General features: G+C 71.3%; 22 protein-coding genes. 16 read left to right on the forward strand and 6 right to left on the reverse strand.

Annotation, left to right across the window (positions count from 1 at the left end):
- The first annotated feature begins 72 nt into the window (after window positions 1-72).
- The 4 genes from ACFC1J_RS04415 (at window position 73) to ACFC1J_RS04430 (ending at window position 6,333) form a co-directional block, all read left to right on the forward strand.
- Window positions 73-1,596: an FGGY-family carbohydrate kinase gene (locus tag ACFC1J_RS04415; RefSeq protein ID WP_375902872.1), complete on the forward strand. Its 1,524-nt coding sequence runs from the start codon at window positions 73-75 to the stop codon at window positions 1,594-1,596.
- The gene (locus ACFC1J_RS04420; protein WP_375902874.1) at window positions 1,593-4,232 is read left to right on the forward strand and encodes a GH116 family glycosyl-hydrolase; all 2,640 of its coding nucleotides are present in this window, start codon (window positions 1,593-1,595) and stop codon (window positions 4,230-4,232) included. Before ACFC1J_RS04415 ends, ACFC1J_RS04420 begins: the two co-directional genes overlap by 4 nt.
- The gene (locus ACFC1J_RS04425; protein ID WP_375902876.1) at window positions 4,229-5,860 is read left to right on the forward strand and encodes a fucose isomerase; all 1,632 of its coding nucleotides are present in this window, start codon (window positions 4,229-4,231) and stop codon (window positions 5,858-5,860) included. The genes ACFC1J_RS04420 and ACFC1J_RS04425 overlap by 4 nt, the downstream gene beginning before the upstream one ends.
- Before the next feature lie 62 nt (window positions 5,861-5,922).
- Window positions 5,923-6,333 (forward strand): MmcQ/YjbR family DNA-binding protein, encoded by a 411-nt coding sequence (locus ACFC1J_RS04430; RefSeq protein ID WP_375902878.1) that lies wholly within the window; start codon window positions 5,923-5,925, stop codon window positions 6,331-6,333.
- A gap of 110 nt (window positions 6,334-6,443) precedes the next feature.
- Here ACFC1J_RS04430 and ACFC1J_RS04435 read toward each other — a convergent pair whose 3' ends face one another.
- Window positions 6,444-6,839, reverse strand: coding sequence for a winged helix-turn-helix transcriptional regulator (locus ACFC1J_RS04435; RefSeq protein ID WP_375902880.1), 396 nt, complete (start codon window positions 6,837-6,839; stop codon window positions 6,444-6,446).
- Window positions 6,840-6,962: 123 nt separating this feature from the next.
- Here ACFC1J_RS04435 and ACFC1J_RS04440 point away from each other — a divergent pair, with 123 nt between their 5' ends.
- Window positions 6,963-7,493, forward strand: a complete 531-nt coding sequence (locus tag ACFC1J_RS04440) for an SRPBCC domain-containing protein (protein ID WP_375902881.1) — start codon at window positions 6,963-6,965, stop codon at window positions 7,491-7,493.
- Window positions 7,494-7,637: 144 nt separating this feature from the next.
- Here ACFC1J_RS04440 and ACFC1J_RS04445 read toward each other — a convergent pair whose 3' ends face one another.
- Window positions 7,638-8,240, reverse strand: coding sequence for a hypothetical protein (locus tag ACFC1J_RS04445; RefSeq protein WP_375903615.1), 603 nt, complete (start codon window positions 8,238-8,240; stop codon window positions 7,638-7,640).
- A gap of 141 nt (window positions 8,241-8,381) precedes the next feature.
- Between ACFC1J_RS04445 and ACFC1J_RS04450 the strand changes: the two genes are divergently transcribed.
- The 3 genes from ACFC1J_RS04450 (at window position 8,382) to ACFC1J_RS04460 (ending at window position 13,512) form a co-directional block, all read left to right on the forward strand.
- A complete protein-coding gene (locus tag ACFC1J_RS04450) occupies window positions 8,382-10,841 on the forward strand; it encodes a polysaccharide lyase 8 family protein (protein WP_375902882.1) in 2,460 nt (819 codons plus the stop codon).
- A 284-nt stretch (window positions 10,842-11,125) separates the two neighbouring features.
- Entirely contained in the window at window positions 11,126-12,286 is a 1,161-nt protein-coding gene (locus ACFC1J_RS04455) for a glycosyltransferase (protein ID WP_375903617.1), read from the forward strand.
- A 5-nt stretch (window positions 12,287-12,291) separates the two neighbouring features.
- Window positions 12,292-13,512 (forward strand): glycosyltransferase family 4 protein, encoded by a 1,221-nt coding sequence (locus ACFC1J_RS04460; protein ID WP_375902884.1) that lies wholly within the window; start codon window positions 12,292-12,294, stop codon window positions 13,510-13,512.
- A 37-nt stretch (window positions 13,513-13,549) separates the two neighbouring features.
- On the opposite strand, the gene ACFC1J_RS04465 is transcribed toward ACFC1J_RS04460, so the two are convergent.
- Entirely contained in the window at window positions 13,550-13,990 is a 441-nt protein-coding gene (locus tag ACFC1J_RS04465) for a hypothetical protein (RefSeq protein ID WP_375902886.1), read from the reverse strand.
- Window positions 13,991-14,118: 128 nt separating this feature from the next.
- On the reverse strand, window positions 14,119-14,823 hold the full coding sequence (locus ACFC1J_RS04470; protein ID WP_375902888.1) for a hypothetical protein: 705 nt from the start codon (window positions 14,821-14,823) through the stop codon (window positions 14,119-14,121).
- 221 nt (window positions 14,824-15,044) lie between these two features.
- Here ACFC1J_RS04470 and coaBC point away from each other — a divergent pair, with 221 nt between their 5' ends.
- The 6 genes from coaBC to pucL all read left to right on the forward strand — a co-directional run bounded on the left by coaBC (window position 15,045) and on the right by pucL (window position 19,752).
- Window positions 15,045-16,262: a bifunctional phosphopantothenoylcysteine decarboxylase/phosphopantothenate--cysteine ligase CoaBC gene (gene coaBC, locus ACFC1J_RS04475; protein ID WP_375902890.1), complete on the forward strand. Its 1,218-nt coding sequence runs from the start codon at window positions 15,045-15,047 to the stop codon at window positions 16,260-16,262.
- Between the two features lie 91 nt (window positions 16,263-16,353).
- The gene (locus ACFC1J_RS04480) at window positions 16,354-17,229 is read left to right on the forward strand and encodes an HpcH/HpaI aldolase/citrate lyase family protein (RefSeq protein ID WP_375902892.1); all 876 of its coding nucleotides are present in this window, start codon (window positions 16,354-16,356) and stop codon (window positions 17,227-17,229) included.
- 68 nt (window positions 17,230-17,297) lie between these two features.
- Complete coding sequence (gene bcp, locus ACFC1J_RS04485) at window positions 17,298-17,765, forward strand: thioredoxin-dependent thiol peroxidase (RefSeq protein ID WP_375902893.1); 468 nt, start codon at window positions 17,298-17,300, stop codon at window positions 17,763-17,765.
- A 239-nt stretch (window positions 17,766-18,004) separates the two neighbouring features.
- Window positions 18,005-18,508: a 2-oxo-4-hydroxy-4-carboxy-5-ureidoimidazoline decarboxylase gene (gene uraD, locus ACFC1J_RS04490; protein WP_375902895.1), complete on the forward strand. Its 504-nt coding sequence runs from the start codon at window positions 18,005-18,007 to the stop codon at window positions 18,506-18,508.
- Window positions 18,505-18,846: a hydroxyisourate hydrolase gene (uraH, locus tag ACFC1J_RS04495; RefSeq protein ID WP_105688448.1), complete on the forward strand. Its 342-nt coding sequence runs from the start codon at window positions 18,505-18,507 to the stop codon at window positions 18,844-18,846. Before uraD ends, uraH begins: the two co-directional genes overlap by 4 nt.
- A 12-nt stretch (window positions 18,847-18,858) precedes the next feature.
- Window positions 18,859-19,752, forward strand: coding sequence for a factor-independent urate hydroxylase (pucL, locus tag ACFC1J_RS04500; RefSeq protein WP_375902897.1), 894 nt, complete (start codon window positions 18,859-18,861; stop codon window positions 19,750-19,752).
- 89 nt (window positions 19,753-19,841) lie between these two features.
- Here the strand turns inward: pucL and ACFC1J_RS04505 are convergent, their stop codons facing one another.
- On the reverse strand, window positions 19,842-20,618 hold the full coding sequence (locus ACFC1J_RS04505; protein ID WP_375902899.1) for an SDR family oxidoreductase: 777 nt from the start codon (window positions 20,616-20,618) through the stop codon (window positions 19,842-19,844).
- A gap of 112 nt (window positions 20,619-20,730) precedes the next feature.
- Between ACFC1J_RS04505 and aceE the strand changes: the two genes are divergently transcribed.
- On the forward strand, window positions 20,731-23,436 hold the full coding sequence (gene aceE / locus ACFC1J_RS04510; protein WP_375902901.1) for a pyruvate dehydrogenase (acetyl-transferring), homodimeric type: 2,706 nt from the start codon (window positions 20,731-20,733) through the stop codon (window positions 23,434-23,436).
- 144 nt (window positions 23,437-23,580) lie between these two features.
- On the opposite strand, the gene ACFC1J_RS04515 is transcribed toward aceE, so the two are convergent.
- Window positions 23,581-24,381 carry an IclR family transcriptional regulator gene (locus ACFC1J_RS04515; protein ID WP_375902904.1) on the reverse strand — a complete coding sequence of 267 codons (801 nt, stop codon included), beginning with the start codon at window positions 24,379-24,381 and terminating at the stop codon, window positions 23,581-23,583.
- A 191-nt stretch (window positions 24,382-24,572) separates the two neighbouring features.
- Here ACFC1J_RS04515 and ACFC1J_RS04520 point away from each other — a divergent pair, with 191 nt between their 5' ends.
- Complete coding sequence (locus ACFC1J_RS04520; RefSeq protein ID WP_375902905.1) at window positions 24,573-25,964, forward strand: NAD-dependent malic enzyme; 1,392 nt, start codon at window positions 24,573-24,575, stop codon at window positions 25,962-25,964.
- The last annotated feature ends 3 nt before the right edge of the window (window positions 25,965-25,967 follow it).

Here is a 25,967-nt window from a genome sequence, read left to right on the forward strand (position 1 = left end):
CAAGCCGATTGCGCTTGAAATCGATTTCGCGTAGTGTGATCGCCGTCCGGACAGGGCGAGCGATCGAGGAGGATGCGCGTGCGGTGCACCATCGGTGTCGACATCGGCACCTCCAGCAGCAAGGGCGTCCTCGTCGACGCCCACGGCGCGATCCTCGCCCAGGCGACGCGGGCGCATGACGTGAGCCGTCCGCGCACCGGCTGGGTCGAGATGGACGGCGAGATCTGGTGGGACGAGTTCGTCGCGCTGTCCCGCGAGCTGCTCGACGCGGCGCCGGATGCCGAGGTCGCCGCGGTCGGGGTGAGCGGCATGGGGCCGTGCATCCTCTTGGCGGAGGAGGACGGCGCGCCCGTGCGTCCCGCCATCCTCTACGGCATCGACACCCGCGCGGGCGCGCAGATCGAGCGGATGACGGCGGAGCTCGGCGTCGAGGCGATCACGCGGGTGGGCGGATCCGAGCTCACCTCCCAGGCCGGCGGCCCGAAGATCCTCTGGATCCACGAGGAGGAACCGGCGGCGTGGGGTCGCGCCCGACGGCTCTTCATGCCCGCCTCCTGGCTCGCGCACCGGCTCACCGGCGCCTACGTGCTGGACCATCAGTCCGCGAGCCAGGTCTCGCCCTTCTATGACATCGATCGGGAGCAGTGGCACGACGAGTGGTGGCAGCGGTACGCGGCGCCCCTCGAACAGCCCGCCCTGCTCTGGGCCGGCGACGTGGCTGGCACCGTGACGGCCGCGGCCGCGGCGCTCACCGGGATCCCCGCGGGTGCGCCCGTGATCGCCGGCACGATCGACGCCTGGACCGAGGCCGTCAGCGTCGGCGCGCATGGCGCGGGCGATCTCATGCTGATGTACGGGACCACGATGTTCATGGTCTTCACCCGCGGCGTGGCGACCGGGGAGGGGGCCCTCCGCACGCCCTCGATGTGGACCACGGCCGGTGCCTTCGCCGGCATGCGCAACCTCGCCGGCGGGCTGTCGACGTCCGGCGCCCTCACCGCCTGGCTGAAGGACCTCACCGGATCCGACTATCCCGCGCTGCTCGCCGAGGCCGAGGCGTCGGGGGCGGGCGCGCGCGGCCTCGTGCTGCTGCCGTACTTCGCGGGAGAGCGCACGCCGATCCAGGATCCGGACGCGCGCGGCGTGATCGCGGGCCTCACGCTCGCGCACGGCCGTGGCGACCTGTACCGGGCCGCTCTCGAGGCGACGGCACTCGGGGTGCGGCACAACGTGCAGACCATGCGCGACGCGGGCGCCGACATCCGGCGGATCGTCGCGGTGGGCGGCGGCACGCAGGGGCGGCTCTGGCTGCAGATCGTGTCCGACGTCACCGGCCTCGTGCAGGAGGTGCCGCGGGTGACGGTCGGCGCGAGCTACGGCGCGGCCTTCCTCGCGGCAGGCGCCGACTCCGCCCCTGCCCCCTCGATCGCGGACTGGAACCCGGTGGTGGAGACGATCGCCCCCGATCCCGCCCTCGCCCCCGTCTACGACGCGCTGTTCGACCGCTACCTGCGGCTCTATGCGGGCACGGCCGAGATCGTGCACGAGCTCGCCGCGCAGCAGAGGGCCGACGACGAGAAGGAGACGCCCGCATGACGCGCCGCGCCCGCCCCATCCCGCACACCGCCGAACGTGCGGCGTTCCTCCTCGGCGGCATCGGCACCGGGAACGTGTCGCTCGGGGCCCGCGGGGAGCTGCGCGACTGGGAGCTGGAGAACCATCCCGACAAGGACCGCCGCAATCCGCGCACCTTCTTCGCGATCCACGCGGCGCCGGAGGGGGCGGATCCGGTCACCCGGGTGCTCGAGGCGCGGGTGACCGGCCGGCGCGACCTCGACGCCGGGTTCTCCTTCGACGACCTCGCGGGTCTCCCGCGACTCGACGCCGCCACGATGCACGGCGAATACCCGGTCGTCGACATCGACTTCACCGACCGCGCTCTTCCGGTCGAGGTGACGCTGCACGCGTTCACCCCGCTCGTGCCGCTCGACGCCGACGACTCGGGCATCCCCGCGGCGGTGCTGCGCTACCGGGTCACGAACCCCGGCGACGAGCCGGTCGCGGTCACGGTCGTCGGCAGCGTCTCGCACACGGCCGGCCGCGGCGAACCGGGGCCGGACGCGCCGTGGGGGATGCGCGGCACGCAGACCGTGCGCTGGCGCGACGACGGGGGCGTGCGCGGCCTCGACTTCGGCATCGATCTGCCCGAGGACGATCCGGGCTACGGCACGCTCAGCCTGACCACGACCGACCCGTCCACGACGGTCAAGCCGCAGTGGGTCACCAGCTACTGGCCCGACGGCGCCCGCATGTTCTGGAGCGACCTCACGGACGACGGGCTCCTCGAGCCCGAGCCGCGCCTCACGCTCGAGGACCGGCCCCGGGGCCTGTTCGCGGAGCCGGACGCGGATCCGGATGCGCGCCCGCTCACCGAGGAGGAGATGCTCGCGAAGCTTCCGCGGCTGCGCACCGGATCCCTCGGGATCGTGCACACGCTCGCGCCTGGCGAGGTCCGCGACTTCGAGTTCGTGCTGAGCTGGTCGTTCCCGAACCGGCGGCGCGGCTGGCACGGGCACATCGTCCTGGACGACGAGCCGGCGGATCCGGCGCTCCCGCCGATCGTGCGCAACCACTACGCGACCCTCTGGCCCGATGCCTGGGCCGCCGCGGCCCACCTGCATCGCGGGCTGCCCGCGCTCGAGGCCGCGACCGACGCCTTCGTCGAGGCCTTGTACGGCGGCACCGTGGATCCCGTGATCGCCGAAGCCGCCGGGGCGAACATCGCAGCGGTGCGCTCCACCACCTGCTTCGTCCTGGAGTCGCCGAACCCGGCCATGGGGGAGGGGCCGATGTTCGCCGCGTGGGAGGGCTCCTTCGACCACGGCGGCTCCTGCGAGGGCACCTGCACGCACGTCTGGTCGTACGCGCAGACGGTCGCCTGGCTGTTCCCGGCGCTCGAACGCAGCGCCCGCCGCCCGGAGTTCCTGCTGGAGACCGATGCAGACGGTGCGCAGAAGTTCCGCGGCAACCGGATCTTCGGATCCTCGTCCTGGTTCATGGGCCCGGCGGTCGACGGGCAGCTCGGCACGTTCCTGCGGCTGCATCGCGAATGGCGGTTCTCGGGCGACGACGCGTTCCTGCGTGAACTCTGGCCGGTCGCAGCGCGCACGCTCGAGCATGCCGCCCGCGAATGGGACCGCGACGGCGACGGCCTGCTGGACGGCGAGCTGCACAACACCTACGACATCGAGTTCCACGGGATCGATCCGCTCGCCAACGGGATCTACCTCGCCGCCCTCCGCGCCGGATCCCGGATGGCCGGCCACCTCGGCGAGGCGGAGCGCGCCCGCGACTGGTCGGCACGTGCCGACCACGTCGCCGCCGCGATGGACGACGTGCTGTTCAACGGCGAGTACTACCGGCAGGTGATCGACGACGTCGACGCGCACCGCTACCAGTACGGGGAGGGTGTGCTGTCGGATCAGCTGCTCGGACAGTTCCACGCCTTCGTGAACGGTCTGGGCCCGCTGCTGCCACCGGCTCATCTCGACAGCGCCCTCGCCGCGATCGTCGCGCACAACCACCGTGCCGACCTGTCCGCCCACGAGAGCACGCAGCGCGTGTACGCGCTGAACGACGAGGGCGGGCTGCTGCTCGCGTCGTGGCCGCGCGGCGGCAGACCGGCGATCCCGTTCGTGTACTCCGACGAGGTGTGGACCGGGATCGAGCACCAGGTCGCGGCCACCCTGCTCTACGCGGGGAGGGCCGACGACGCCCTGCTCGTCGAGCGCACTCTGCGCGCCCGTTACGACGGCGTGTACCGCAATCCGTGGAACGAGATCGAGTGCGGCAACCACTATGCGCGCTCGCTCGCGTCCTGGGCGCTCTTGCTCGCGGCGAGCGGCGCGCAATGGGACGCCCCCGCCCGCGAGCTGTCCTTCGCTCCCGCCGCCGGCGCGTTCGAGGGCGGCGGGGCGCAGCGCTTCCTGTTCACCACCGGCACGGGCTGGGGGCGCGTCGAGATCGACGCCGAGAAGCTCCTGCTCCACCTCGACGGGGGCGTGCTCGACCTCGCCGCACTGCGCCTGCACGACGCCGTCCTCGCGCGCGACCTGCGCCTCGACGCCGGCGAGACCCGTTCCTTCGCCATCCCGGTCCCCGAACGTTCCTTCACCGTCCCGGTCCCTGAGCTCGTCGCAGGGCCATCCACCCGCAACCGGAGAATCTCATGACCTACGCCATCCCCGCGCCCATCGAGCGCCCCGCCTCCGCGCCGAAGACCGCCTATCTGATCACCTCCGGCGACCTCCGCGAATCGGCGAACGTCGCGGGGTGGCCGGTGCAGGCCGCGACCGAGGCGGCCGTCACCGCGGCCTTCGAGGACCTGGGGTGGACGGTCGTCCGGCCCTTCGGCGTGGATCCGGCCACCGGCCACGGGTACATCTCGAGCCAGCGCATGGGCATGGAGGTGTTCACGAGGATCCCCGAGGACGCGCCGCTCATCGTCGCGACCGCGAACTGGCAGTACTCCCACCATGTGCTCGCGGGTCTGCGCACGCACCGCGGTCCGATCCTCACCACGGCCAACTTCGCGCCGGACTGGCCCGGCCTCGTGGGCCTCCTCGGCCTGAACGCCGGACTCACGAAGATGGGGAAGCCCTATTCGACGATCTGGTCCGTCGACTTCACCGACGACTGGTTCCGGCAGGGACTCAGGGAGTGGGTCGAGACCGGCGGCATCACGCACGATGCCTCGCACGTGCGGGCGCTGCCGGAGCTGCCGGAGGGGCCGGAGCGCGAGCTCGGCGAGGCGCTCGCCGCCCAGCTGCTCGCGGACAAGGCGATCATCGGCGTCTTCGACGAGGGCTGCATGGGGATGTACAACGCGATCTTCGACGACGAGCTGCTCAACGCGACCGGCATCTACAAGGAGCGTCTGTCGCAGTCGGCGCTGTACGCGGAGATGCTCGAGGTCGCCGAAGCCGACGCCGACGCCGCCTACGACTGGCTCGTCGCGCACGGCATGACCTTCGTGTACGGCGAGGACGCCGCCACCGAGCTCACCCGCGACCAGGTGCAGTGGCAGCTGAAGATGTACATCGCCGCACTCCGCATCGCCGACGACTTCGGCCTCGACGCGGTCGGGATCCAGTATCAGCAGGGACTCAAGGACCTGGTCCCCGCATCGGATCTCGCAGAGGGGATCCTGAACTCCACCGAGCGCCCGCCGGTGGCCTCGCGCGACGGATCCCGGATCCTGCACGAGGGGCGCGCATTCCCGCACTTCAACGAGGCCGACGAGGGCGTCGCGGTCGACGCGCTCGTGACCGACCGGGTGTGGCGGGCGATGGGGCTCGTGCCCGACAACACGCTGCACGACGTGCGCTGGGGCGAGGACTACGACGGCGAGTTCGTGTGGGTGTACGAGATCTCCGGATCCGTCCCCGCGTCGCACCTCGGCGGCTGGGACAGGGCGGAGGGCTGGCGGCAGGGGCACGTGTTCTTCCCCGCCGGCGGCGCCACGATCAACGGGGTCTCGAAGCCCGGCGAGGTCGTGCTCTCGCGCATCTTCATCGCGGACGGCGTGCTGCAGGCCGACGTGTTCCGCGGCACGGTCGTGGAGCTGCCCGCCGAGGAGACGCAGCGCCGCAAGGACGCCACGAACCCGGAGTGGCCGATCGCGCACGTCGTGCTGCACGGGCAGAGTCGCGACCAGTTCATGGCCCGGCACAAGGCCAACCACGCCCAGCTCGTCTACGCCCCCGACGCCGAGACTGCGGACAAGGCGCTCATCGCCAAGGCCGCGATGCTCGACGGCATGGGCATCAAGGTCAACCTCGTGGGGGACGTGAACGTCTGACGCCCGGTTCCGTGCGCTCGCCGCAGTTGAGGCAGGAGCGCGGGCGGGGGAGGATCGGATCCATGGCGACGATCGACGACGTCCGTGCTCTGGCCCTCGCGCTGCCCGGCGTCGAGGAGAAGGTCGGCGGGCACACCGGCGAGGCCGCCTGGCGCTGCAACGGCGGCCAGATCGCGTGGATGCGCGGGCCGTCCCAGACGGATCTGCGCCAGCTCGCCGAGCTCGACCGGTCCTGGTCCGATGGACCGGTGCTCGCGGTGCGCACCGAGACGGTCGCCCTCGCCGGAGAGCTCGTGGTCGCGGATCCGGAGGTCTTCTTCACCATCCCGCACTTCGCGGGCTACCCCGCCGTGCTGCTGCGACTCGACGCGATCGCGCGCGACCACCTCGGCGAGCTCCTCGCCGACGCGTGGCTGCTGCGCGCACCGAAGGCGGTCGCGCGGGCCTGGCTCGACGAACGCGGGCTCGCCTGATCCGCGCCTGATCCGCGAGAAACCACTTCCTACACGAGACATCCCGGCAGCGCTGATGTTTCGGGCTGGATCCGGTTTCTCGCCGACGGTGGACGCCGAGGCGGGCGGGTTCAGCCGAGGGCGTCGGATCGGACGCGGTTGTCCATGATCTCGTCCTGATGCTGCGTGACCCACCCGACGAGGTGGTCGACGGCGGAGGCGAGGGATCGGCCGAGGTCGGTGAGCTCGTACTCGACGCGAGGCGGGACCTCGGGGTAGGCGGTGCGGGTCGCGAGGCCGTCGCGGGTGAGCGCGCCGAGGGTGTGGCCGAGCATGCGCTGGGAGATGCCCGTCACCTGTCCATGCAGAGCGGTGAAGCGCATCGGTCCGTCCTTGAGCGCGCTGACGATGAGCATCGTCCACTTGTCGCCGACGCGGGCGAGCACCTCGCGGACGACCACGATCGTCTCGACGCAGTCGGGTGCGATCCCTCGCTCGACCAGTTCGGTCCGGAGATCAGCGTTCACCGTTTCCTCCTTCCGGGTGCGTTGCTGACGTTGAAGTGCGTATGGCGCGGGCGGAATCATCGCCGCCGGCGCACGTTTCCTACGGATAGTAACTGTTTGGATCTGCTGACCGATGGAGATGACATGCCAGCCCATCCCGAGACCCGCGGCGATGCCGTGACGCGGCCGACGACCAGCGCGCTCGACGTGCGTCACGACGCCTTCACCATCGAGCGCCATGTCGATGCGGCGCCCGAGGCGGTGTTCGCCGCGTTCGCCGACGACACGACCCGGCGGCGCTGGTTCCGCCTGCCCGGTGCGCGGGCGTCCGATCATCACGAGTTCCGCGTCGGCGGCGGCGCGGATGCCACCAGCACGTTCGTGCTCCCCGGGATCGCACCGGAGCGCCTCGCCTATCACTCCCACTACCTCGACATCGTTCCTGATCGCCGGATCGTGTTCTCCTACACCTCGACGGTGGACGACGTGCCGCGGTGGGCCTCGCTGGTCACCGTCCTGTTCGCCGACGACGAGACCGGCTGCCTGCTGACCTGGACCGAGCAGGTCGCGTTCCTGACCCGCACCGGAGACGGCCGCGACGACTTCCCGCACCTGCGCGGCGGCACGACCCTGCGCCTGAACGGCCTCGCCGCGGCTCTCCGCGCCGACCGCTGACGGCTCGGCGTGAGGGCGCGCGCGGGCCGGATCCGCGAGAAACCACTTCTTGCACGAGACACCACGGCAGCGAAGGTGTCTCGTGCTGGATATGGTTTCTCGCCGCGGAGTCGGGCGCCGGGCCAGCTGCGGGGGCCGCGCAGGTCAGGCCGGCGGCAGCCGCAGCACGGGGCCCGCCTCGCCGACCGCGAGGTCGTCGGCGGTGCGCAGCGTGCGCGCGATCTCGTCGACGGCGGAGATCACGGTGCCGAACCGCTCCCGGTCGCCGCACACGGCCTGCAGCGTGATGAGGTGGGTGCCGGTGTCCCAGGTGTAGGTCGCGAACGGCGGCGCCGCCTGCCCCGAGGGACCGGGCTGCGGCAGCGGCACCACGAGCTTCTCGCCCGCACCGAGGTAGGGGTTGCGGAACTCCTCGGTGTCGTCGTACTCCATCGGCATCATCGCGCGCGCGGTGCGCACCTGCGGAGTCAGCTCCTGCGCGCTCGCCATGGCCACGATGAGCTCTGGTTCGGCCTTCCAGGTCCACACCAGCACGCGTCCGTCGGCCTTGCGCATGAGGAAGGGGGCGGCCTGGCTGAGCGCCCAGGCGCCGAAGCCGGATCCCGGGCGGGACTCGGCGCCGACGGCGGCGCCGGCCTGGCCGAGCAGCATCCTGATCGCCGCTTTACGATGCCGGCGGCCGCGCAGGCCCAGGGATCCGGTCACGGGGATCCAGCGTGCGGGGTCGGCGTCGGCGAGCAGGCGCATGCTCAGAGCGTAGGGGGCGAAAGTGGGGGTCAGCCGTGCGTCCGCCACGCGATGAAATATGTACACCGCCTCTACTATTCGGATGGGAAAGCGCATACCATGGTGCGCGAATCCTTCCCCCGAACGACCCGGAGGCCGATGATGTCCCCCCTCGAAATGAACCGCCGTGCTCTGCTCGGACTGCTCGGAGCCGGCGCTCTCGTCGCCGTCGCCGGCGAATCCGCGAGCGCCCGCACGCTGCCTGGCGTCCGGACGGCGGCCGACGATCCGCTCGCGGTGCTCATCCAGCGCCGCGCGGTCATGCTCGCCGGCGACGGCAGCGCGGCGTCCGTCCCCGAGCTCGCCGGCGTGCTGAGCGGGATGAGCGACGCGGCGGCCGCGTCGTGGAACACGATGGTGCGCCCCGCGGCGTCCCCCGGAATCTGGAGCGACCTGCCGCTCTCTGGCGTGAGCGGCACCGTGCTGTCCGGGAACATGGGCGTCACCTTCAACCGCATCTTCGATCTCGCACTGGCGTACGCCACCGCGGGGTGCGCGCAGCATGGCGATGCGGCGCTCGCCGCCGATCTCGTGGACGCCCTGGCCTGGCTCAGCGCGAACGTCTACACGGCAGGCAAGTCCGCGGTCGGCAACTGGTGGTTCTGGGAGATCGGCGTGCCGCGCAAGGCGGCCGACATCTGCATCCTGCTGCACGACGTGGTCCCGGCCGACGTGCGCACCGCGCTCATGGCCGCCGCACGCTCCTTCACGCCCGATCCGAACTGGCGAGGCCGCGGCACGAGCCTCGCCGAGACCGGCGCCAACCGCACCGACAAGGCGCTGTCCTGCGCCCTGCGCGGAATACTCGACGGGCGTCCCGACGAGATCGCGCTCGCCCGCGACGCCCTCAGCGACACGGTGCGCGCCGGGAAGAACAGCGTGTTCGGCTACGTCACGAGCGGCGACGGCTTCTACGTCGACGGATCCTTCGTGCAGCACACCTACCTGCCCTACGTCGGCACCTACGGCGTGGTCACGCTGGGCGGCATCGCCGAGATCCTGGGCCTCCTCGGCGGGAGCGACTGGGAGGTGACGGATCCGAAGAAGTCGGTCGTCCTCGACGCGGTCGAGGCCTCCTACGCCCCGTTCATCTGGAACGGCCGCATGATGGAGGCCGTCCGCGGGCGCGCCGTGTCACGGCAGGCCTCGCCCGACTACGTCGACGGCGCCGCCGCGCTCACCGCGATCCTGCTGCTCGCCCAGGGGGCGGGCGAGCCGTACCGCGCCCGCTACCTCTCGCTCGTGAAGGGCTGGCTGCAGCGCTGCACCGACGAGAAGCTCTACGGCCTGCCCCGGCAGACCGTCGCGAAGTCGCTGCTCGTCACCTCGGTCCTCGGCGACGACGCGATCGCGCCGGCCGACGCCCCGGTCTACACGCGGGCGTTCGGCGACCAGGACCGCCTCGTGCACCACCGCCCCGGCTTCAGTGCGGTGGTGAACCTCTCCTCGAAGCGGATCGGCCGCTACGAATGGGGCAACCGCGAGAACAACCTCGGCTGGTACCAGGGCGACGGGCTGACCTTCTTCTACAGCGCTGCGGATCCGGCGCAGTACAGTGCCGACTTCTGGCCCACGATCGACCCGTACCGGCTGCCGGGGACGACGGTCACGGCGGCGCCCCGGGCGAACGGCGCGACCGACGGCACGGGCATCCCGCGCGCGTTCCAGGCGTTCGGCGGCGGCCTCGCGCTCGACGATCGCTGGGGGATCCAGGGCATGGACCACCTGAACTTCGACAAGTCGCTCAGTGCGCGCAAGTCGTGGTTCTTCCTCGACGACAAGGTCGTGTGCCTGGGATCCGCGATCGCGTCGGGGTCGGGATTCGACGTGTTCACCACGATCGACAACCGCTCGTTCGCGCCGGGAACCGTGCCGAACGTGCGCACCGACAACCGCAACCGCGTCCTCACCGCGGCCGACGGCGCAGTGACCGTCACGCGCAACGTGCATATCATGGGCCACGGCGGATACGTCTTCCTCCCGGGCGAGAACGTCTCCGGCTCGATCGACGTGCAGGTCGTGCCCCGGTCCGGCGACTGGCAGACGATCAACTCCGGAACGGACACGGGCGGCACGACCGAGGTCAAGAGCCGCGACTACGTCACGGTGACCCATCACCACGGCACGAACCCGTCCGGCGGGGGCTACGCCTACATGGTGCTGCCGAACGTCGCGCACTCGGTCACCTTCACGGAGTCGGATGCGCCGACCGTCGAGGTGCTCGCGAACAACGCGCAAGCGCAGGCGATCCGCGTGGCGGGGCAGGGGCTCGTCCTCGCGAACTTCTTCCAGGCGACGCCGTCGGGTGCGGCGCCCGCGTATGGCGTGACGGTCGGCGGGCCGTGCTCCGTCGCCGTGCGCACCGACGCGGGACGCACCACGGTCGCCCTGTCGGATCCGAGCCGCACGCAGACGACCGCGCGGGTCGTGCTCTCCGGCGTCACGGAGTCCTCGGTGGTCGAGGGCGATGACGGAGTGCGGGTCGTCGGGACGTCGCCGCTCACTCTCGAATTCGACCTCGACGGGCACGGGCACGCCAAGAGGGTCGTGCTCGGCGTCTGACCGCTGCGGAGGGCCGGTCCTGCGAGGGGGGCGAACCGGCCCTCCGCCGCGCGGCGAGACCATACCGGATCCGCCTCCCTCGGATCCCAGGCCCCTCCGGTAGAGTGGCCAGCGCCCGATCCAGGCCATCTCCGCGGGGTTCGAGCGGCCGATGAGGTGCTCGCCGGCACCGCGGCCCAGCAAAAGGCAGCAATCACGTGACTTCCCCCGGCGACCATCGCCCGCAGGCCACCCCCGACACCGCCGCGTCCACCCCGGCCGAGCCCGCGGCGGCGACGCGCCCGTTGCGGATCCTCATCGGCGCCGACACCTTCGCTCCCGACGTGAACGGCGCCGCCCGGTTCACGGAGCGTCTCGCCGCCGGCCTCGTGCAGCGAGGACACGACGTGCACGTCGTCGCCCCCAACCAGGCGTACCGCACGGCCAAGCCCCGCATCGAGGTGATCGAGGGCGAGGCGATGACCCTGCACCGGCTGCCGTCGGTGCGCTGGGCGCCGCACGACTGGCTACGCTTCGTCTGGCCGTGGCGCTCGAAGCACTACGCCCGCACGGTGCTCGACGAAGTGCAGCCCGACGTGGTGCACATCCAGTCGCACATCGTGATCGGACGCGGCCTGTCGCGGATCGCGCACCAGCGCGGCATCCCGGTGATCGCCACGAACCACGTCATGGCCGAGAACATCCTCGACCACACCACGATGCCCAAGTTCATCGACGACATCGTGCTGCGCCTCGCCTGGGCCGACGCCGGTCGCACGTTCGCGCTCACCCGCGCCGTCACGACGCCGACCCGCCGCGCGGCGGACTTCCTCGAGCGCACGATCGACGTCGAGGGCGTGATCCCGATCAGCTGCGGGATCGACCGCACGCAGTACACGCCGGTCATCGGTCCGCGGGAGAAGAACCGCATCGTGTTCGTCGGCCGCCTGACCGCCGAGAAGCAGGTCGAGGTCATCCTCAAGGCGATGACCAAACTGGATCCCGCTCTCGACGTGACGTTCGACATCGTCGGCGGCGGAGACCAGCGCAAGCAGCTCGAGTCGCTCACCCAGCAGCTGGGCCTGCAGGATCGCGTGACCTTCCACGGCCGCACGACCGATGCCGAGCTGCGTGCAGTCCTCAGTCGCGCTTCGCTGTTCGTGATCGCCTCGATCGCCGAGCTGCAGTCGATCGCGACCATGGAGGCGATGGCTTCGGCGCTGCCGATCGTCGCGGCCGACGCGGTCGCGCTTCCGCACCTCGTGCACGACGGCGAGAACGGCTACCTCTTCGAGCCCGGCAACGTGAACGAGCTGGCCGCACGGCTGACCGACGTGCTCACCGCGGATCCGGCCGAGTACGAGCGCATGCAGCGCGCCTCGCTCGACGGTGTGGCCGTGCACGACATCAACCGCACGCTGGACACCTTCGAGGCGCTGTACCGCGACGAGCCGCTGCCGGAGTAGCCCGGATGCACATCGTCTTCTTCGGCGACCAGCACGCCGAGTCGCTGGGCGGGGCGCAGGTCTCGATGCGGCTGCAGCGGAAGTACCTCGAGCGGGCGGGGCACACGGTCACGATCGTCGCGCCGCGGATGCACGCCGAGCGGGCGAGGCTCGCCGGCGCTGAGGATGACGCGGGGTACGTCGACCTCCCGTCGATCCCGATCACGGCCGACCGCGAGTACTCACTGACCTGGCCGGGACGGCGCACCGACCGCTTCCTCGACCGCGCGCTGACCCGCCGTCCGCCGGTCGACCTCGTGCACGTGCAGGCCGATTTCTGGGGCGCCTACATCGGGCACCGCTTCGCGCACCGGCACGGCATCCCCGCCGTGCACACGATGCACAACCGCGTGGACGTCGGCATCGCCGCGGTGACCCCGCTGCACAAGCCCGTGCTCGGAGCGCTGAACCTGTGGCGGCGCACGGCGCTGCGCGGGATCGGAGTACAGTCGCACGCTGCGGACGGCTGGGCGTACCTCGCTGGGATCGCCGCGGAGTCGCGTGCCGTGACCGCGCCCTCGGGGCACTTCGCTCGACGACTCGAGCAGCACGGGGTCTTCGGATCCGTGGACGTGATCTGGAACGGCATCGACGACGAGGTGCGCGAGCAGGTGCTCGCCGCGGCGCCGGCGGAGCGCGTCGCCGGGAGGCCACGGTTCATCTGGCTCGGCCGGATGAGCCCGGAGAAGCGGCTGCTGCCGTTCCTGGAGGCGGTCGTCGCGAGCGACGTGGATGCGGACATCGAGATCGTCGGCGGCGGGGGAGAGCGGCGCGCGGCCGAACGCATCGCCGCACGTGCGGGCCGCCCGGGGATCCGCTTCGCGGGACGGATCGGCTATGCCGACGTGCTCGCCCGGATCGCTGCGGCCGACGCCGTGGTGCAGACCTCGATCGGCTTCGAGACCCAGGGGATGACGCCGTTCGAGGCCGCGACCCTCGGCACCCCGACGGTCGTGAGCGACCCCGACATCGCTGCCGAGCTGCGGGGCGGGCTGTGGGCGGTGCCCGACGCCGGGGCGGACGAGCCTGCGCGGGTGGCTGCGCTCGCCGAGACGCTGCGCCTCGCCGCGTCCGAGATCGCAGCCGGCCGCGCGCCCGAGCCGGATCCGCAGGTCGCCGCCGACTTCCGGCAGTCGTCGAGGACCGCGGCGATGCTCGAGGTCTACGGGCGGGCGATCGGCGGCTGAGTCGGGCGGAGCACGGATCCGTCCCCATGCGGATCCGTCAGATCGCCGAGGCGATCAGGCTCGACAGGACGGCGAACGCGATGCCGACGACGCCCGCTCCGCCGACGCCGATCGCGATGCCCGCCTGCAGCGTGCGACTGCTGCGCGCGCCGAGGATCCCGAGGATCAGCGTGACGCCGTAGGCGAGGAAAAGGACGACCTCGCCGACGATGTTGTACATGCCGATGGCGCTCGCGCCCAGGTGCATGTCGTAGGAGAGTCGGATGATCACGAAGCGGAAGAGCACGGTGGAGAGCAGGCTCAGGGCGACGCTCACGATCGCCAGCGCGAACGCGGCGCGGGCGAGGTCGCCGGAGTCGCGGGCGGCCGGCGCTCCCGGGTAGCCGGTCTGCGCGGTGCGGTACGGCGGCGCGGGGGTTGGCGGAGCCGGCGCGGACGGCGCGCCCGGCGCCGGCGGGAACTGCTGCGGATCGCTCATGCCGCCGACGCTACCTGCGCCGCCGCGATCCCGGAATGGGGAGCGCTGCCCATGGGGCGGAACGGACACGAAGCGGCAACCGCGGCCGTGGCTCCGGCTGCGGCGCGACTCGGGCCGGTGTCCGCGGCTCAGCCCCAGTGCGCCGGCGCGGGCAGCGCGTGGTCGCGCACCTCGACGCCGTCGGGGCCGACCGACGCCGTGCAGTAGAGGAGCGACTGCGTCGGGTAGCCGTGCGGCCGGTTGTCCCGGATGATCGCGCGGTCATCGGCGGGATCCAGCTCCGTCGTCGTGGCGAGCAGCCGGATCCAGGACTCCGGCCACTCCTCGTCGCGGGTCGGATGCGTGCGGAACTCCGGCAGCCAGCGTGCGATGCGGGCGGTGTCGGGGTCGTCGAGATCGGAGTGGGCGATCATGTGGATGCCAGGGGGCACCGGGGTCTCGCGGAGCTCCGTGCCGTCCCAGGACAGCACGCGCGCGCCGTCGGGGGAGACCTCGAGGAGGTTGAAGCCGTGCATGCGCTCCGAGCCCGTGGGCGAGGTGCCGGTGACCGACGCCGGTGCCAGCGTGCCGCGCGAGACGGCCTGATCGTCGGGAAGGTCGAGCACGTCGGCGCGATTCAGCAGCACCGCGAGCCGGTGCGACGCCGGGTCGACCGCGAGCCACGCTCCGCCCGCACGGCGGTCGCGGATCCCGATGACCCCTGGACGGTCGGGCCACCACTCGCCGAGCGCGTCCCACTCGCGCAGCGGATCCTCATCCCGCACGGCCAGCAGCCGCACCACCGGTCCCTGACCCTCTTGGAGGGCGCCGACCTCGATCACGACGGTGCACACGCGCCTCAGTCTAGGCACGTCGACGCCCCCTCGCGGCGTCGAGGCCCCCTCGTGCGAACGTACCTGCGAGGGGGCGCCGATCGTAGGAGGGGGCGTCGACGGGGATGGGGTACGCACGGACCCGGCGCCGCGCAAGCGCTCGCGCGGCGCGCCCGGGCGTGGGCGCGACCGCGTGCCCCGCTCCCAGCCCGCGTCTTCGGTATCTCGGGCAGAATCGAGGGATGGACATCGTGGTGGGGGTCTCCGGCGGCATCGCGGCCTACAAGTCGGTGCAGCTCGTGCGGCTCCTCGTGAAGGCGGGACACGGGGTCACCGTGGTCCCCACGGAGGATGCGCTGCGCTTCGTGGGCGCGCCGACGTGGGAGGCCATCAGCCGCAACCCGGTCACCACGAGCGTGCACGACGATGTGGCGAAGGTGCGCCACGTCGCCCTGGGGCAGGGCGCCGACCTGGTCGTGGTCGCGCCCGCCACTGCCAACACGATCGCGCGCATGGCGGCCGGTATCGCCGACAACCTGCTCGGCACCACGCTCCTGGCGACGACGGCTCCCGTGCTCATCGCCCCCGCGATGCACGCCGAGATGTGGGCCCACCCCGCGACGCAGGCCAACATCCGCACGCTGGTCGAGCGCGGCGTGCACCTGATCGGTCCGGACGACGGCGAACTGGCGGGCGGCGACAGCGGACCCGGCCGGATGAGCGAGCCCGAGGCGATCGCCGAGGCCGCGCTGCGCCTGCTCGCGCCGCAGGACCTCGCCGGCCTGAGGGTCGTGGTCTCCGCGGGCGGCACGCGCGAGCCGATCGACCCCGTGCGCTACCTCGGCAACCGGTCCAGCGGACGGCAGGGCGCGGCGCTCGCCATCGAAGCTGCGACCCGGGGCGCCGAGGTCGAGCTCGTCGCGGCCAACCTCGCGGGGGACGTCCTCGCCGAGGCGGGACATCCGCGGATCAGGATCCGCCCCGTCGCGACGGCCGCGGAGCTCGCGACCGCGATGAAGGAGGCCGCGGGCCACGCGGACGCCGTGGTGATGGCCGCCGCCGTCGCCGACTACCGGCCCGCGCAGGCCGCCGCGCACAAGCTCACCAAGGAGGACGGGATCCTCGAGCGGATCGAGCTCGTGGAGAACGAGGACGTGCTGGCGGGCCTCGGCGCGGCCCGCCTCGCCGGGTCGGCGCCCGAGGGCCAGGTCATCGTCGGCTTCGCCGCGGAGACCTCGACGGATCCCGAAGCCCGACGCGAACGCGCGCGCCGCAAGCGTGAGCGCAAGGGGGCCGACCTGCTCGCAGTGAACCTCGCCGACGCCGAGCACGGGTTCGAGAGGCACGAGAACGCGGTGGAGGTCATCGGTCCGGACGGGACCGTGGTCGCCGCTGCCTCCGGCTCCAAGCGCGCGGTCGCCGCGGTGCTGTGGGATGCCGTGGTCGCGCTGCGCGGCTGATGCCGGGCCCTGCGCTCAGGGCTGGCGCCCGCGGGAGAGCGGGAGTAATCTTTTCATATCGCAAAAGTCAAGTTTCGTAGAATGGAATGCAATGAACGCTCCTCTGCCCACCACCGGCCCGCGCGAGATCGCGCCGGAGTTGGCGCGCTCGTGGCTCCTGGTCGCGGCGACGAGGCCGGAGACGTTCGACGACGCGGCGCGCTCGCACGCCGACGCCGTCGTGCTCGACGTGGAGGATGCGGTCGACGCGAGCCACAAGGACTCCGCCCGCGATGACGTCGTCCGCTGGCTGCACGGCGCGGACGCGGACGGCAACGCCAACCGCGCGTGGGTGCGCATCAACGACGCGACCAGCGAGCACTGGTCCCCGGATCTGGACGGGCTGCGCGACGCCCCCGGTCTGCAGGGTGTGATGCTCGCCAAGACCGAGTTCGGCGGCCAAGTGATGGACACGTTCAACCGTCTCGGCGCGAGGGTGCCCGTGGTCGCACTCGTCGAGTCCGCGGTCGGAATCGAGAACGCGACCGAGATCGCCCGGGCCAAGGGCGTGTTCCGGCTCGCGTTCGGCAGCGGCGACTTCCGCCGCGACACGGGCATGTCGGCCGACCGCGAGGCGATGGCCTACCCGCGGGCGCGCCTCGTCATCTCGAGCCGTGCCGGCGGCCTGCCCGGCCCCATCGACGGCCCGACCGTCGGATCCAGTCATCCGATCCTGCGCGAGCAGTCGGCCATCACCGTGTCGATGGGGATGACCGGCAAGCTCTGCCTGCAGGCCGATCAGGCGCCGGTCGTGAACGAGGTCATCAGCCCCACCCGCACCGACGTGGAGTGGGCCTACGAGTTCCTCGAGGACTTCGAGGCCCGCGGCTGCATCGTCCGCGATGGCAGCGACCTGCCCCGTCTCGGCCGCGCCCGCAAGATCATGCAGCTCGCCGAGGCCTTCGGCGTGCTGCCCGCCGTACGCTGACCCCGGTCGCTGAGCCCGTCGAAGCGTCCACCTCCGAATCCGCCGAACCCCATCCGAACGGAGAGATCATGACCACTCGCCTCGCCCCCGGCGACACCGCTCCCGCCTTCGCCCTCGAGGACGCCGACGGCGTCCGCACCGCGCTCGAGGACTACCGCGGCCGCAACGTCGTCGTGTACTTCTACCCCAAGGCCGCGACCCCCGGTTGCACCACCGAGGCCTGCGACTTCCGTGACAGCCTTTCGTCGCTCGCCGCCGCGGGGTACTCCGTGATCGGCGTCTCGCCCGACGAGGTCGCCGACATCCGCGCCTTCTCGGACGCGGAGGGCCTGACCTTCCCGCTGCTCGCCGACACCGACGCCGCCGTGGCGCGCGCCTGGGGCGTGTGGGGCAAGAAGACCGTGGGCGACCGCACGTTCGACGGCGTGATCCGCTCCACGTTCGTGCTGGACGGCGACGGCGTGGTGCAGCGCGCCGAGTACGGCGTCGACGCCTCGGGCCACGTGGCCCGCCTGCGCGCCGAGCTCGGGGTCTGACCCCGGCGCACCCTTCCATCACCCCGAGTCGTCCCCCTCAGCGGAGCCCAGAGCGTCCGCTGAGGGGGACGACGCGCAATGGGGGTTGACAGGGCGGACTTCCGTCCGCAGAATAGTTACACATGCTGAAATAACAGTTCCGGACTACGGAAACTATCCTCGCGATAGCACCGGATCCTCCGATAGGATCCGGCCGTAAGCACCACACGCCGGATGCCAGCAAGTCTTGAGGATCGAAGATGTTGCTCGAGGAGTTCAACTCCGCAGACCGTGACGACGCCACGGCCGCGGTGAAGCCCGCACTGGACATCCCCCGCTGGATCGCCGCGATCGTCGACGGCCGTCCCTACGCCTCGGTCGACGCGCTCTCCGCCGCCGCTCTCGAGGTCGCGGCCCCGCTCGCCGAGGCCGAACTCGACGGAGCGCTCGCGCACCACCCGCGCATCGGCGCCAAGGTCGACGGCACGAGCGCCGAGGCCGCGCACTCGCGCCGCGAGCAGCCGAGCGTCGACGACGCCACCGCGGCTGCCCTCGCCGAGGGCAACCGCGCCTACGAGGAGCGGTTCGACCGCGTGTTCCTCGTGCGCGCCGCCGGCCGCACCGCAGAGGACATCCTCGCCCTGCTGCACGAGCGGCTCGGCAACACCGACGATCAGGAGCTCGCCGTCGTCGACCAGCAGCTGCGCGAGATCGCGGCACTGCGGCTCGCGGCGGCCATCGAGACCGAAGGAGCGAGCGCATGAGCGTCTCCCACGTGACCACCCACATCCTGGACACATCGATCGGGCGCCCCGCGTCCGGCGTCGCCGTCGCACTCGAAGCCCGCGACGGCGAGGGATGGGTCGGGATCGGTACGGGCTTCACCGATGCTGACGGGCGGGTGAAAGAGCTGGGCCCGGAGCGGCTGGAGAGCGGTGCATACCGCCTCCGGTTCGACACCGCGGCCTACTTCGCCGGCATCGAAACGGACACCTTCTTCCCGGAGGTGGTGCTGACCTTCCTGGTCGACGCCGAGCAGGCGCACTATCACGTGCCGCTGCTGCTCAGTCCGTTCGCCTATTCCACCTACCGAGGAAGCTAAGAGGAATCCCCCATGACCACCATCACCCTGGGCAAGAACCAGTACGGCAAGGCGGAGAACCGCGTCGTCCGCATCACGCGCGACACCGCCCGCCACGAGATCGAGGACCTCAACGTCACCTCGCAGCTGCGCGGCGACTTCGAGGCCGCCCATTTCGAGGGCGACAACGGCCACGTCGTCGCCACCGACACCCAGAAGAACACGATCTACGCCTTCGCCAAGGACGGCATCGGCAGCCCCGAGGAGTTCCTGCTCCGCCTCGGCCGGCACTTCACCGACGGATTCGACTGGGTGACCGGCGGGCGCTGGGCCGCCGAGCAGTACACCTGGCTGCGCATCGAGGGCGACGACGGCGAGCACGACCACTCGTTCGTGCGCGGCGGCACCGAGACCCGCACCGCGGTGGTGCAGATCGACGGCGACGACACCACGATCATCGCGGGGCTGCAGGACCTGACGGTCCTCAAGTCCACCGCGAGCGGCTTCGTCGGCTACCCGAAGGACCCCTACACGACCCTCCCCGAGACCGAGGACCGCATCCTCGCCACCTCGGTCACGGCCAAGTGGCGCTACAACCGCAACGACCTCGACTTCAACGAGGTCTACGCGGACGTCCGTCGCCTCCTCCTCGCCGGCTTCTCGCGCAACTACTCCTACGCGCTGCAGCACACGCTCAAGGAGATGGCGGAGGCGGTGCTCGAGGCGCATCCGGAGATCGACGAGATCCGCTTCTCGACCCCGAACAAGCACCACTTCGTCGTGGATCTGTCGCCGTTCGGTCTGGAGAACCCGAACGAGGTGTTCTTCGCCGCCGACCGCCCCTACGGCCTCATCGAGGCGTCGTTCCTGCGCGACGGCGCGGACGCCGACCACTGGTCGTGGGGCGGCATCGCCGGCTTCTGCTGAGCGCGCCGCACCGAAGCGCCGCACGGACGCGCCGCACCGAGATGAGGGGATGGATCTGCCTGATGGGATCCGTCCCCTCATCCGTCGCCTCAGCCGCGCCCGCCGAACGGCATCCCGCTCGCCGTGACCGTGAGCGCGCCGATGTTCGCCTCGGCGGGCAGATCCGCCATGAACAGTACGGTGCGGGCCGCCGCCTCGACGTCGAAGGTGGGCTCGACCCTGCGGCTGCCGTCCGCCTGGAGCGCCCCGGAGCCGACGCCGAGCTCGTCCATGATCTCGGTGCGGGTGTTGCCGATGTCGATCTGGCCGCAGGAGATGCGGTACGGCCGGCCATCCAGGTCGATCGAGCGCGTGAGTCCGGTGAGCGCGTGCTTGCTCACGGCATAGGCGACCGAGAGCGGTCGGGGCGCCTGCGCGGAGATGGATCCGTTGTTGATGATCCGACCGCCCTGCGGATCCTGCGCGCGCATGACGCGCATCGCGCCGCGCGCGCACAGCAGCGCGCCCGTGACGTTGACCGCGAGCGTCCGCTCCCAGTCGTCCAGGCAGATGTCGGCGGCCGACACCGCAGGGCCGAACGCGCCGGCGTTGTTGAACAGCACGTCCACCCGGCCCCACTCCTGCACGACTCGGTCGAAGAGGGCGTCCACCTCGGCCTCGACCGTGACGTCGGTCGGCACCACCAGAGCGCGCGACGGGATGGCTCCGTTCCAGGGAGCATCCGGACGCCCGGCCGCCGTCTCGGCCAGCGCGGCCTCGCGCCGCCCGGCCAGTGCCACCCGGTAGCCGGCCTCCAGCATCGTGCGCGCGACGGCGCGTCCGATCCCCGATCCTGCACCCGTCACCACGGCGATGCGTCCGCTCATCGTCACTCCTCGAACCTCAGACCCGCTGCCCGATCGGCAGCCCCCTACATGTAGCAGATCAGCCCCGCCGCCCGACCGGCGGCAACCCACACATCTCGCAGAAAGGCCGACCATGCACGAACAGAGCAGCTCCGCCGCCCCCGGATCCGAGACCCTGGATCACGACCCCGAAGAGACCGCCGAATGGCTCGAGTCGCTCGACGCGCTCGTGGCGCAGCGCGGCGCCGAGCGCGGCGAGCACATCGTGCGCTCACTCGCCGCCCGCGCCGGCTACGCGCCCGAGCCCACCGCGACGACGGACTACGTCAACACGATCCCGGTGGCGGATGAGCCCGCCTACCCCGGTGACGAGGAGCTCGAGCGCCGCTACCGCGCCTGGATGCGCTGGAACGCCGCGATCCTGGTGCACCGGGCGCAGCGCCCCGGCATCGGCGTCGGCGGCCACATCTCCACCTACGCGGGCGCCGCGACCCTGTACGAGGTCGGCTTCAACCACTTCTTCCGCGGCAAGGATCACCCCGGCGGCGGCGACCAGGTGTACTTCCAGGGCCACGCGTCGCCCGGGATGTACGCGCGCGCCTTCCTGGAGGGCCGCCTCAGCGAGGAGGACCTCGACGGCTTCCGCCAGGAGAAGTCCCGCGAGGGCCACGCCCTGAGCTCCTACCCGCACCCGCGGCTCATGCCCGAGTTCTGGGAGTTCCCGACCGTGTCGATGGGCATCGGCCCGATGAACGCGATCTACCAGGCCCAGTCCAACCGGTACCTGCAGGGCCGCGGCCTCAAGGACACGAGCGACCAGCACGTCTGGGCCTTCCTCGGCGACGGCGAGATGGACGAGCCGGAGAGCCGCGGCCTGCTGCAGCTCGCGGCCAACGACGGCCTCGACAACCTGACGTTCGTGGTCAACTGCAATCTGCAGCGCCTCGACGGCCCGGTCCGCGGCAACGGCAAGATCATCCAGGAGCTCGAGGGCTTCTTCCGCGGCGCCGGCTGGAACGTCATCAAGGTCGTCTGGGGCCGCGAGTGGGACGACCTGCTCGCCCGCGACACCGACGGCGCGCTGCTCGACATCATGAACACGACCCGCGACGGCGACTACCAGACCTACAAGGCCGAGTCGGGCGGGTTCATCCGGGAGCACTTCTTCGGCAAGGATCCGCGCGCGCTCGCGCTCGTGGAGAACCTCACCGACGAGCAGATCTGGGGGCTCAAGCGCGGCGGGCACGACTACCAGAAGGTGTTCGCGGCGTACCAGGAGTCGCTCTCGCGCAACGGCAAGCCCACGGTCATCCTGGTCAAGACGGTCAAGGGCTACGGCCTCGGCCCCCGCTTCGAGGCGCGCAACGCCACGCATCAGATGAAGAAGCTCACGCTGCAGGATCTCAAGGACTTCCGCGACCACCTGCGCGTGCCGATCACGGACGCCCAGCTCGAGGCCGACCCGTACCGGCCTCCGTACTACCACCCCGGCGCCGACGCCCCCGAGATCCGGTACCTGCAGGAGCGCCGCCGGGCGCTGGGCGGCTACCTGCCGGAGCGTCGCCCGAACGCATCCGGGGAGATCGCCCTGCCCGACGCGAAGGCGTACGAGGTGGCCGCGCGCGGATCCGGCAAGCAGCAGGCCGCGACGACCATGGCCTTCGTGCGGGTGCTCAAGGACCTCATGCGCGACCCCGGGTTCGGCCAGCGGATCGTCCCGATCATCCCCGACGAGGCGCGCACCTTCGGCATGGACGCGTTCTTCCCGACCGCGAAGATCTACAACCCGAACGGGCAGAACTACCTCGCTGTCGACCGCGACATCGTGCTCTCGTACAAGGAGTCGACGGCTGGGCAGATCCTGCACGTCGGCATCAACGAGGCCGGATCCATCGCCGCCTTCACCGCCGCCGGTACCGCGTACGCGACGCACGGCGTGCCGCTCGTGCCGGTGTACGTGTTCTACTCGATGTTCGGCTTCCAGCGCACCGGAGACTCGCTCTGGGCGGCCGCCGACCAGATGACGCGCGGCTTCCTCATCTCGGCGACCGCGGGCCGCACCACGCTGACCGGCGAGGGCCTGCAGCACGCCGACGGGCACTCGCCGCTGCTCGCCGCGACGAACCCGGCTGTGGTCACCTACGACCCGGCCTTCGGCTACGAGATCGGCCACATCGTGCGCGCGGGGATCGAGCGCATGTACGGGGCCGACTCGACCGACCGCAACCACATCTACAACCTCATGGTCTACAACGAGCCGATCGTGCAGCCGGCCGAGCCCGGGGGTGTCGACGTGGCGGGGATCCTGGGCGGGATCCACCGGATCGCACCGGCCGAGGCTCCGAAGGCCCACCTGCTCGCGTCGGGCATCGGCGTGACCTGGGTGCAGGAGGCGCAGCAGCTCCTCCGCGACGACTGGGGCGTGGAGTCGGACGTGTGGTCGGTGACCAGCTGGACCGAGCTGCGTCGCGACGCGGTCGCGGCGGAGGAAGACGAGTTCCTCGGGCGCGGTGTGCGGGTGCCCTTCGTGCAGCAGCAGCTCGCGGACGCGCACGGCCCGATCGTCGCGGTCAGCGATTATGCCAAGGACCTGCCGGACCAGATCCGCCACTTCGTGCCGAACGACTGGGCGAGCCTCGGCGCCGACGGCTTCGGCTTCTCCGACACGCGCGCCGCGGCCCGCCGGTTCTTCAAGATCGACGGACCGAGCGTGGTGGTGCGCACGCTGCAGCTGCTCGCCGCGCGCGGCGAGGTGGATGCGGCGATCCCCGCCCAGGCCGCCGAGAAGTACCGCCTGCTCGACGTCAACGCCGGCACGAGCGGCACCGACGCGGAGTAGGTCCGTCTCCGGGTCACGGGGCCGTGCGAACAAAGGACGGATGCAGCTCTGCAGGACGGGATCCGAGGATCCATCCTGCAGAACTGCATCCGTCCTTCAGAGTTGCGGGCGGGCGAGGGCGCCCTGTGGTCGCCAGGCCCCGGACTACGCTTCGAGGTCAGCGGCGATCGCGCCGGCGGCCTCGCGCAGCAGTGGCACGGCGCGCTGGCCGAACTCCTCGGTCACGCGCGCGATCGGACCGGACACCGAGACCGCGGTCGGCGTGGGTGCGCCCGGCACGGCCATCGCGTAGCAGCGCACGCCGATCTCCTGCTCCTGCTCGTCGATCGAGTAGCCGCGCTCGCGGATGACGTCGAGCTCGGCGAGCAGAGCGTCCACGGTGCCGATGCTGAACGAGGTCGGGGTGCTCATGCCGGTGCGGGCGACGATGCCGCGCACGGTGTCGTCGTCGAGCTGGGCGAGGATCGCCTTGCCGACGCCGGTGTCGTGCACGTTCGCGCGGCGGCCCACCTCGGTGAACATGCGCATGGAGTGCTGCGAGGGCACCTGGGCGACGTAGACCACCATGTCGCCGTCGAGCACGGCCATGTTGGCGCTCTCGCCGAGGGCGTCGACGAGGGTCTTCAGCTGCGGGCGCGCGAGCGCTCCGAACTGGCGGGACGCGCCTTCGCCGATGCGGATCAGCCGAGGGCCGAGCGCATAGCGGCGGTTCGGCAGCTGGCGCGCATAGCCCAGGGAGACGAGCGTGCGCAGCAGCCGGTGGATCGTCGGCAGTGGGAGGTCGGTCGACGCGGACAGCTCGCTGAGCGTGACGTCGCCGCCGGCGTCGGTCACGAGCTCGAGCAGCTCGAACACCCGCTCGACCGACTGCACGCCGGATCCCGCGGCCCTGCCGGGTTTCGGATCTGCGGCCTTCGTGCCTGTCGTGCTCGGATTCTCCGCCATGTCAGCTCCCGTCCTTGCGGTAATTCCATCATGCGAGAGTGCCGCGCCGGAAATCCGAGAGGATCCGGATCCCGCCTTGCGCAAGACTTCCACGATAGAGATAATAGTGTCCACTATACGAAAGTTCTGAAAGTTCATCACGGAACAAGCGCCCGCGGCCTCCGCCCGGGACGCCTCGATGAGGAGGAATCATGGCGAACCCGGGTCCCGGAAATTCGATCACGCTGCGCATCGACGCGCCGTCCAACTTCACCGTCACGAGCGAGCTCGCCGCGGCCGCTGCGGCCGCCGGCGCCGTCGTGACCGCCCTCGACGTCGTCGAGTCGCACCCGACGACGATCGTCGTCGACCTGACCTGCAACACCACGGACGAGGGGCACGCCGACGAGGTCCGTGCCGGCGTCGAGTCCCTCGAAGGCGTGGTCGTGCGCCAGGTCAGCGACCGCACCTTCCTCATGCATCTGGGTGGAAAGCTCGAGGTCGTGCCCAGCGTTCCGCTGCGCAACCGCGACGACCTGTCGCGTGCCTACACGCCCGGCGTCGCCCGCGTCTGCATGGCCATCGCCGAGGACAAGAGCAAGGCCCGCAACCTCACCGTGAAGCGCAATACGATCGCGGTCGTCACCGACGGCACCGCGGTGCTCGGCCTCGGCGACATCGGGCCCGAGGCCGCTCTCCCGGTCATGGAGGGCAAGGCCGCGCTGTTCAAGCAGTTCGCGAACGTCGACGCCTGGCCGGTCTGCCTGGACACTAAGGACACTGAGGAGATCATCAAGATCGTCAAGGCGATCGCCCCGGTCTACGGCGGCGTGAACCTCGAGGACATCGCGGCCCCGCGCTGCTTCGAGATCGAGGCGCGACTGCGCGAGGAGCTCGACATCCCGGTCTTCCACGACGACCAGCACGGCACCGCGATCGTCACGCTCGCCGCTCTGCGCAACGCGCTCAAGGTCGTCGGCAAGACGATCGGCGAGGTGCGGATCGTCGTCTCGGGTGTCGGCGCCGCCGGCAACGCGATCGTGCAGCTGCTGCTCGCCGAGGGCGCGGTGGACATCGTCGCCTGCGGCCGCAACGGCGCGATCCATCGCGGCGAGGAGTACACCGACGCGCACCGCACGGAGCTCGCCGCCACGACCAACCCGCGGGACTTCTCCGGCACTCTCAAGGAGGCCGTCGTCGGCGCCGACGTGTTCATCGGCGTGAGCGCCCCGCACGTGCTCGACGAGCACGACATCGCCGCCATGGCGGATGACGCGATCGTGTTCGCGATGGCGAACCCCACCCCCGAGGTCGACCCGATCGTCGCGTCCAAGCATGCGGCGGTCGTCGCCACGGGGCGCAGCGACTTCCCGAACCAGATCAACAACGTGCTCGCGTTCCCCGGCTTCTTCCGGGGCCTCCTCGACGCGGGCGTGTCGGACATCACTCCGCCTATGCTGGTCGCAGCCGCGCAGGCGATCGCGGAGCGCGTCGGCGATGACGAGCTCAACGCGAGCTTCATCATCCCGAGCGTGTTCGATCCGCTCGTGGCCGGCGCCGTCGCCGAGGCGATCGTGCGCGTCGTCGAGTCCTCGAAGGAGTGAGCC

The sequence above is a fragment of the Microbacterium sp. NPDC056052 genome (assembly GCF_042266785.1).
Classification (GTDB): Bacteria; Actinomycetota; Actinomycetes; order Actinomycetales; family Microbacteriaceae; genus Microbacterium.

Excerpts from the sequence above, each read along its gene's own strand:
- uraH (WP_105688448.1), top strand. The coding sequence starts at position 18,505 with ATGAGCGTCTCCCACGTGACCACCCACATCCTGGACACATCGATCGGG.
- ACFC1J_RS04460 (WP_375902884.1), top strand. The coding sequence starts at position 12,292 with ATGCACATCGTCTTCTTCGGCGACCAGCACGCCGAGTCGCTGGGCGGG.
- ACFC1J_RS04515 (WP_375902904.1), bottom strand. The coding sequence starts at position 24,381 with ATGGCGGAGAATCCGAGCACGACAGGCACGAAGGCCGCAGATCCGAAA.
- ACFC1J_RS04425 (WP_375902876.1), top strand. The coding sequence starts at position 4,229 with ATGACCTACGCCATCCCCGCGCCCATCGAGCGCCCCGCCTCCGCGCCG.
- aceE (WP_375902901.1), top strand. The coding sequence starts at position 20,731 with ATGCACGAACAGAGCAGCTCCGCCGCCCCCGGATCCGAGACCCTGGAT.
- bcp (WP_375902893.1), top strand. The coding sequence starts at position 17,298 with ATGACCACTCGCCTCGCCCCCGGCGACACCGCTCCCGCCTTCGCCCTC.
- uraD (WP_375902895.1), top strand. The coding sequence starts at position 18,005 with ATGTTGCTCGAGGAGTTCAACTCCGCAGACCGTGACGACGCCACGGCC.
- ACFC1J_RS04445 (WP_375903615.1), bottom strand. The coding sequence starts at position 8,240 with ATGCGCCTGCTCGCCGACGCCGACCCCGCACGCTGGATCCCCGTGACC.
- ACFC1J_RS04420 (WP_375902874.1), top strand. The coding sequence starts at position 1,593 with ATGACGCGCCGCGCCCGCCCCATCCCGCACACCGCCGAACGTGCGGCG.
- ACFC1J_RS04465 (WP_375902886.1), bottom strand. The coding sequence starts at position 13,990 with ATGAGCGATCCGCAGCAGTTCCCGCCGGCGCCGGGCGCGCCGTCCGCG.
- ACFC1J_RS04430 (WP_375902878.1), top strand. The coding sequence starts at position 5,923 with ATGGCGACGATCGACGACGTCCGTGCTCTGGCCCTCGCGCTGCCCGGC.
- ACFC1J_RS04505 (WP_375902899.1), bottom strand. The coding sequence starts at position 20,618 with ATGAGCGGACGCATCGCCGTGGTGACGGGTGCAGGATCGGGGATCGGA.
- ACFC1J_RS04440 (WP_375902881.1), top strand. The coding sequence starts at position 6,963 with ATGCCAGCCCATCCCGAGACCCGCGGCGATGCCGTGACGCGGCCGACG.
- ACFC1J_RS04450 (WP_375902882.1), top strand. The coding sequence starts at position 8,382 with ATGTCCCCCCTCGAAATGAACCGCCGTGCTCTGCTCGGACTGCTCGGA.
- ACFC1J_RS04520 (WP_375902905.1), top strand. The coding sequence starts at position 24,573 with ATGGCGAACCCGGGTCCCGGAAATTCGATCACGCTGCGCATCGACGCG.
- coaBC (WP_375902890.1), top strand. The coding sequence starts at position 15,045 with ATGGACATCGTGGTGGGGGTCTCCGGCGGCATCGCGGCCTACAAGTCG.
- ACFC1J_RS04480 (WP_375902892.1), top strand. The coding sequence starts at position 16,354 with ATGAACGCTCCTCTGCCCACCACCGGCCCGCGCGAGATCGCGCCGGAG.
- ACFC1J_RS04415 (WP_375902872.1), top strand. The coding sequence starts at position 73 with ATGCGCGTGCGGTGCACCATCGGTGTCGACATCGGCACCTCCAGCAGC.
- pucL (WP_375902897.1), top strand. The coding sequence starts at position 18,859 with ATGACCACCATCACCCTGGGCAAGAACCAGTACGGCAAGGCGGAGAAC.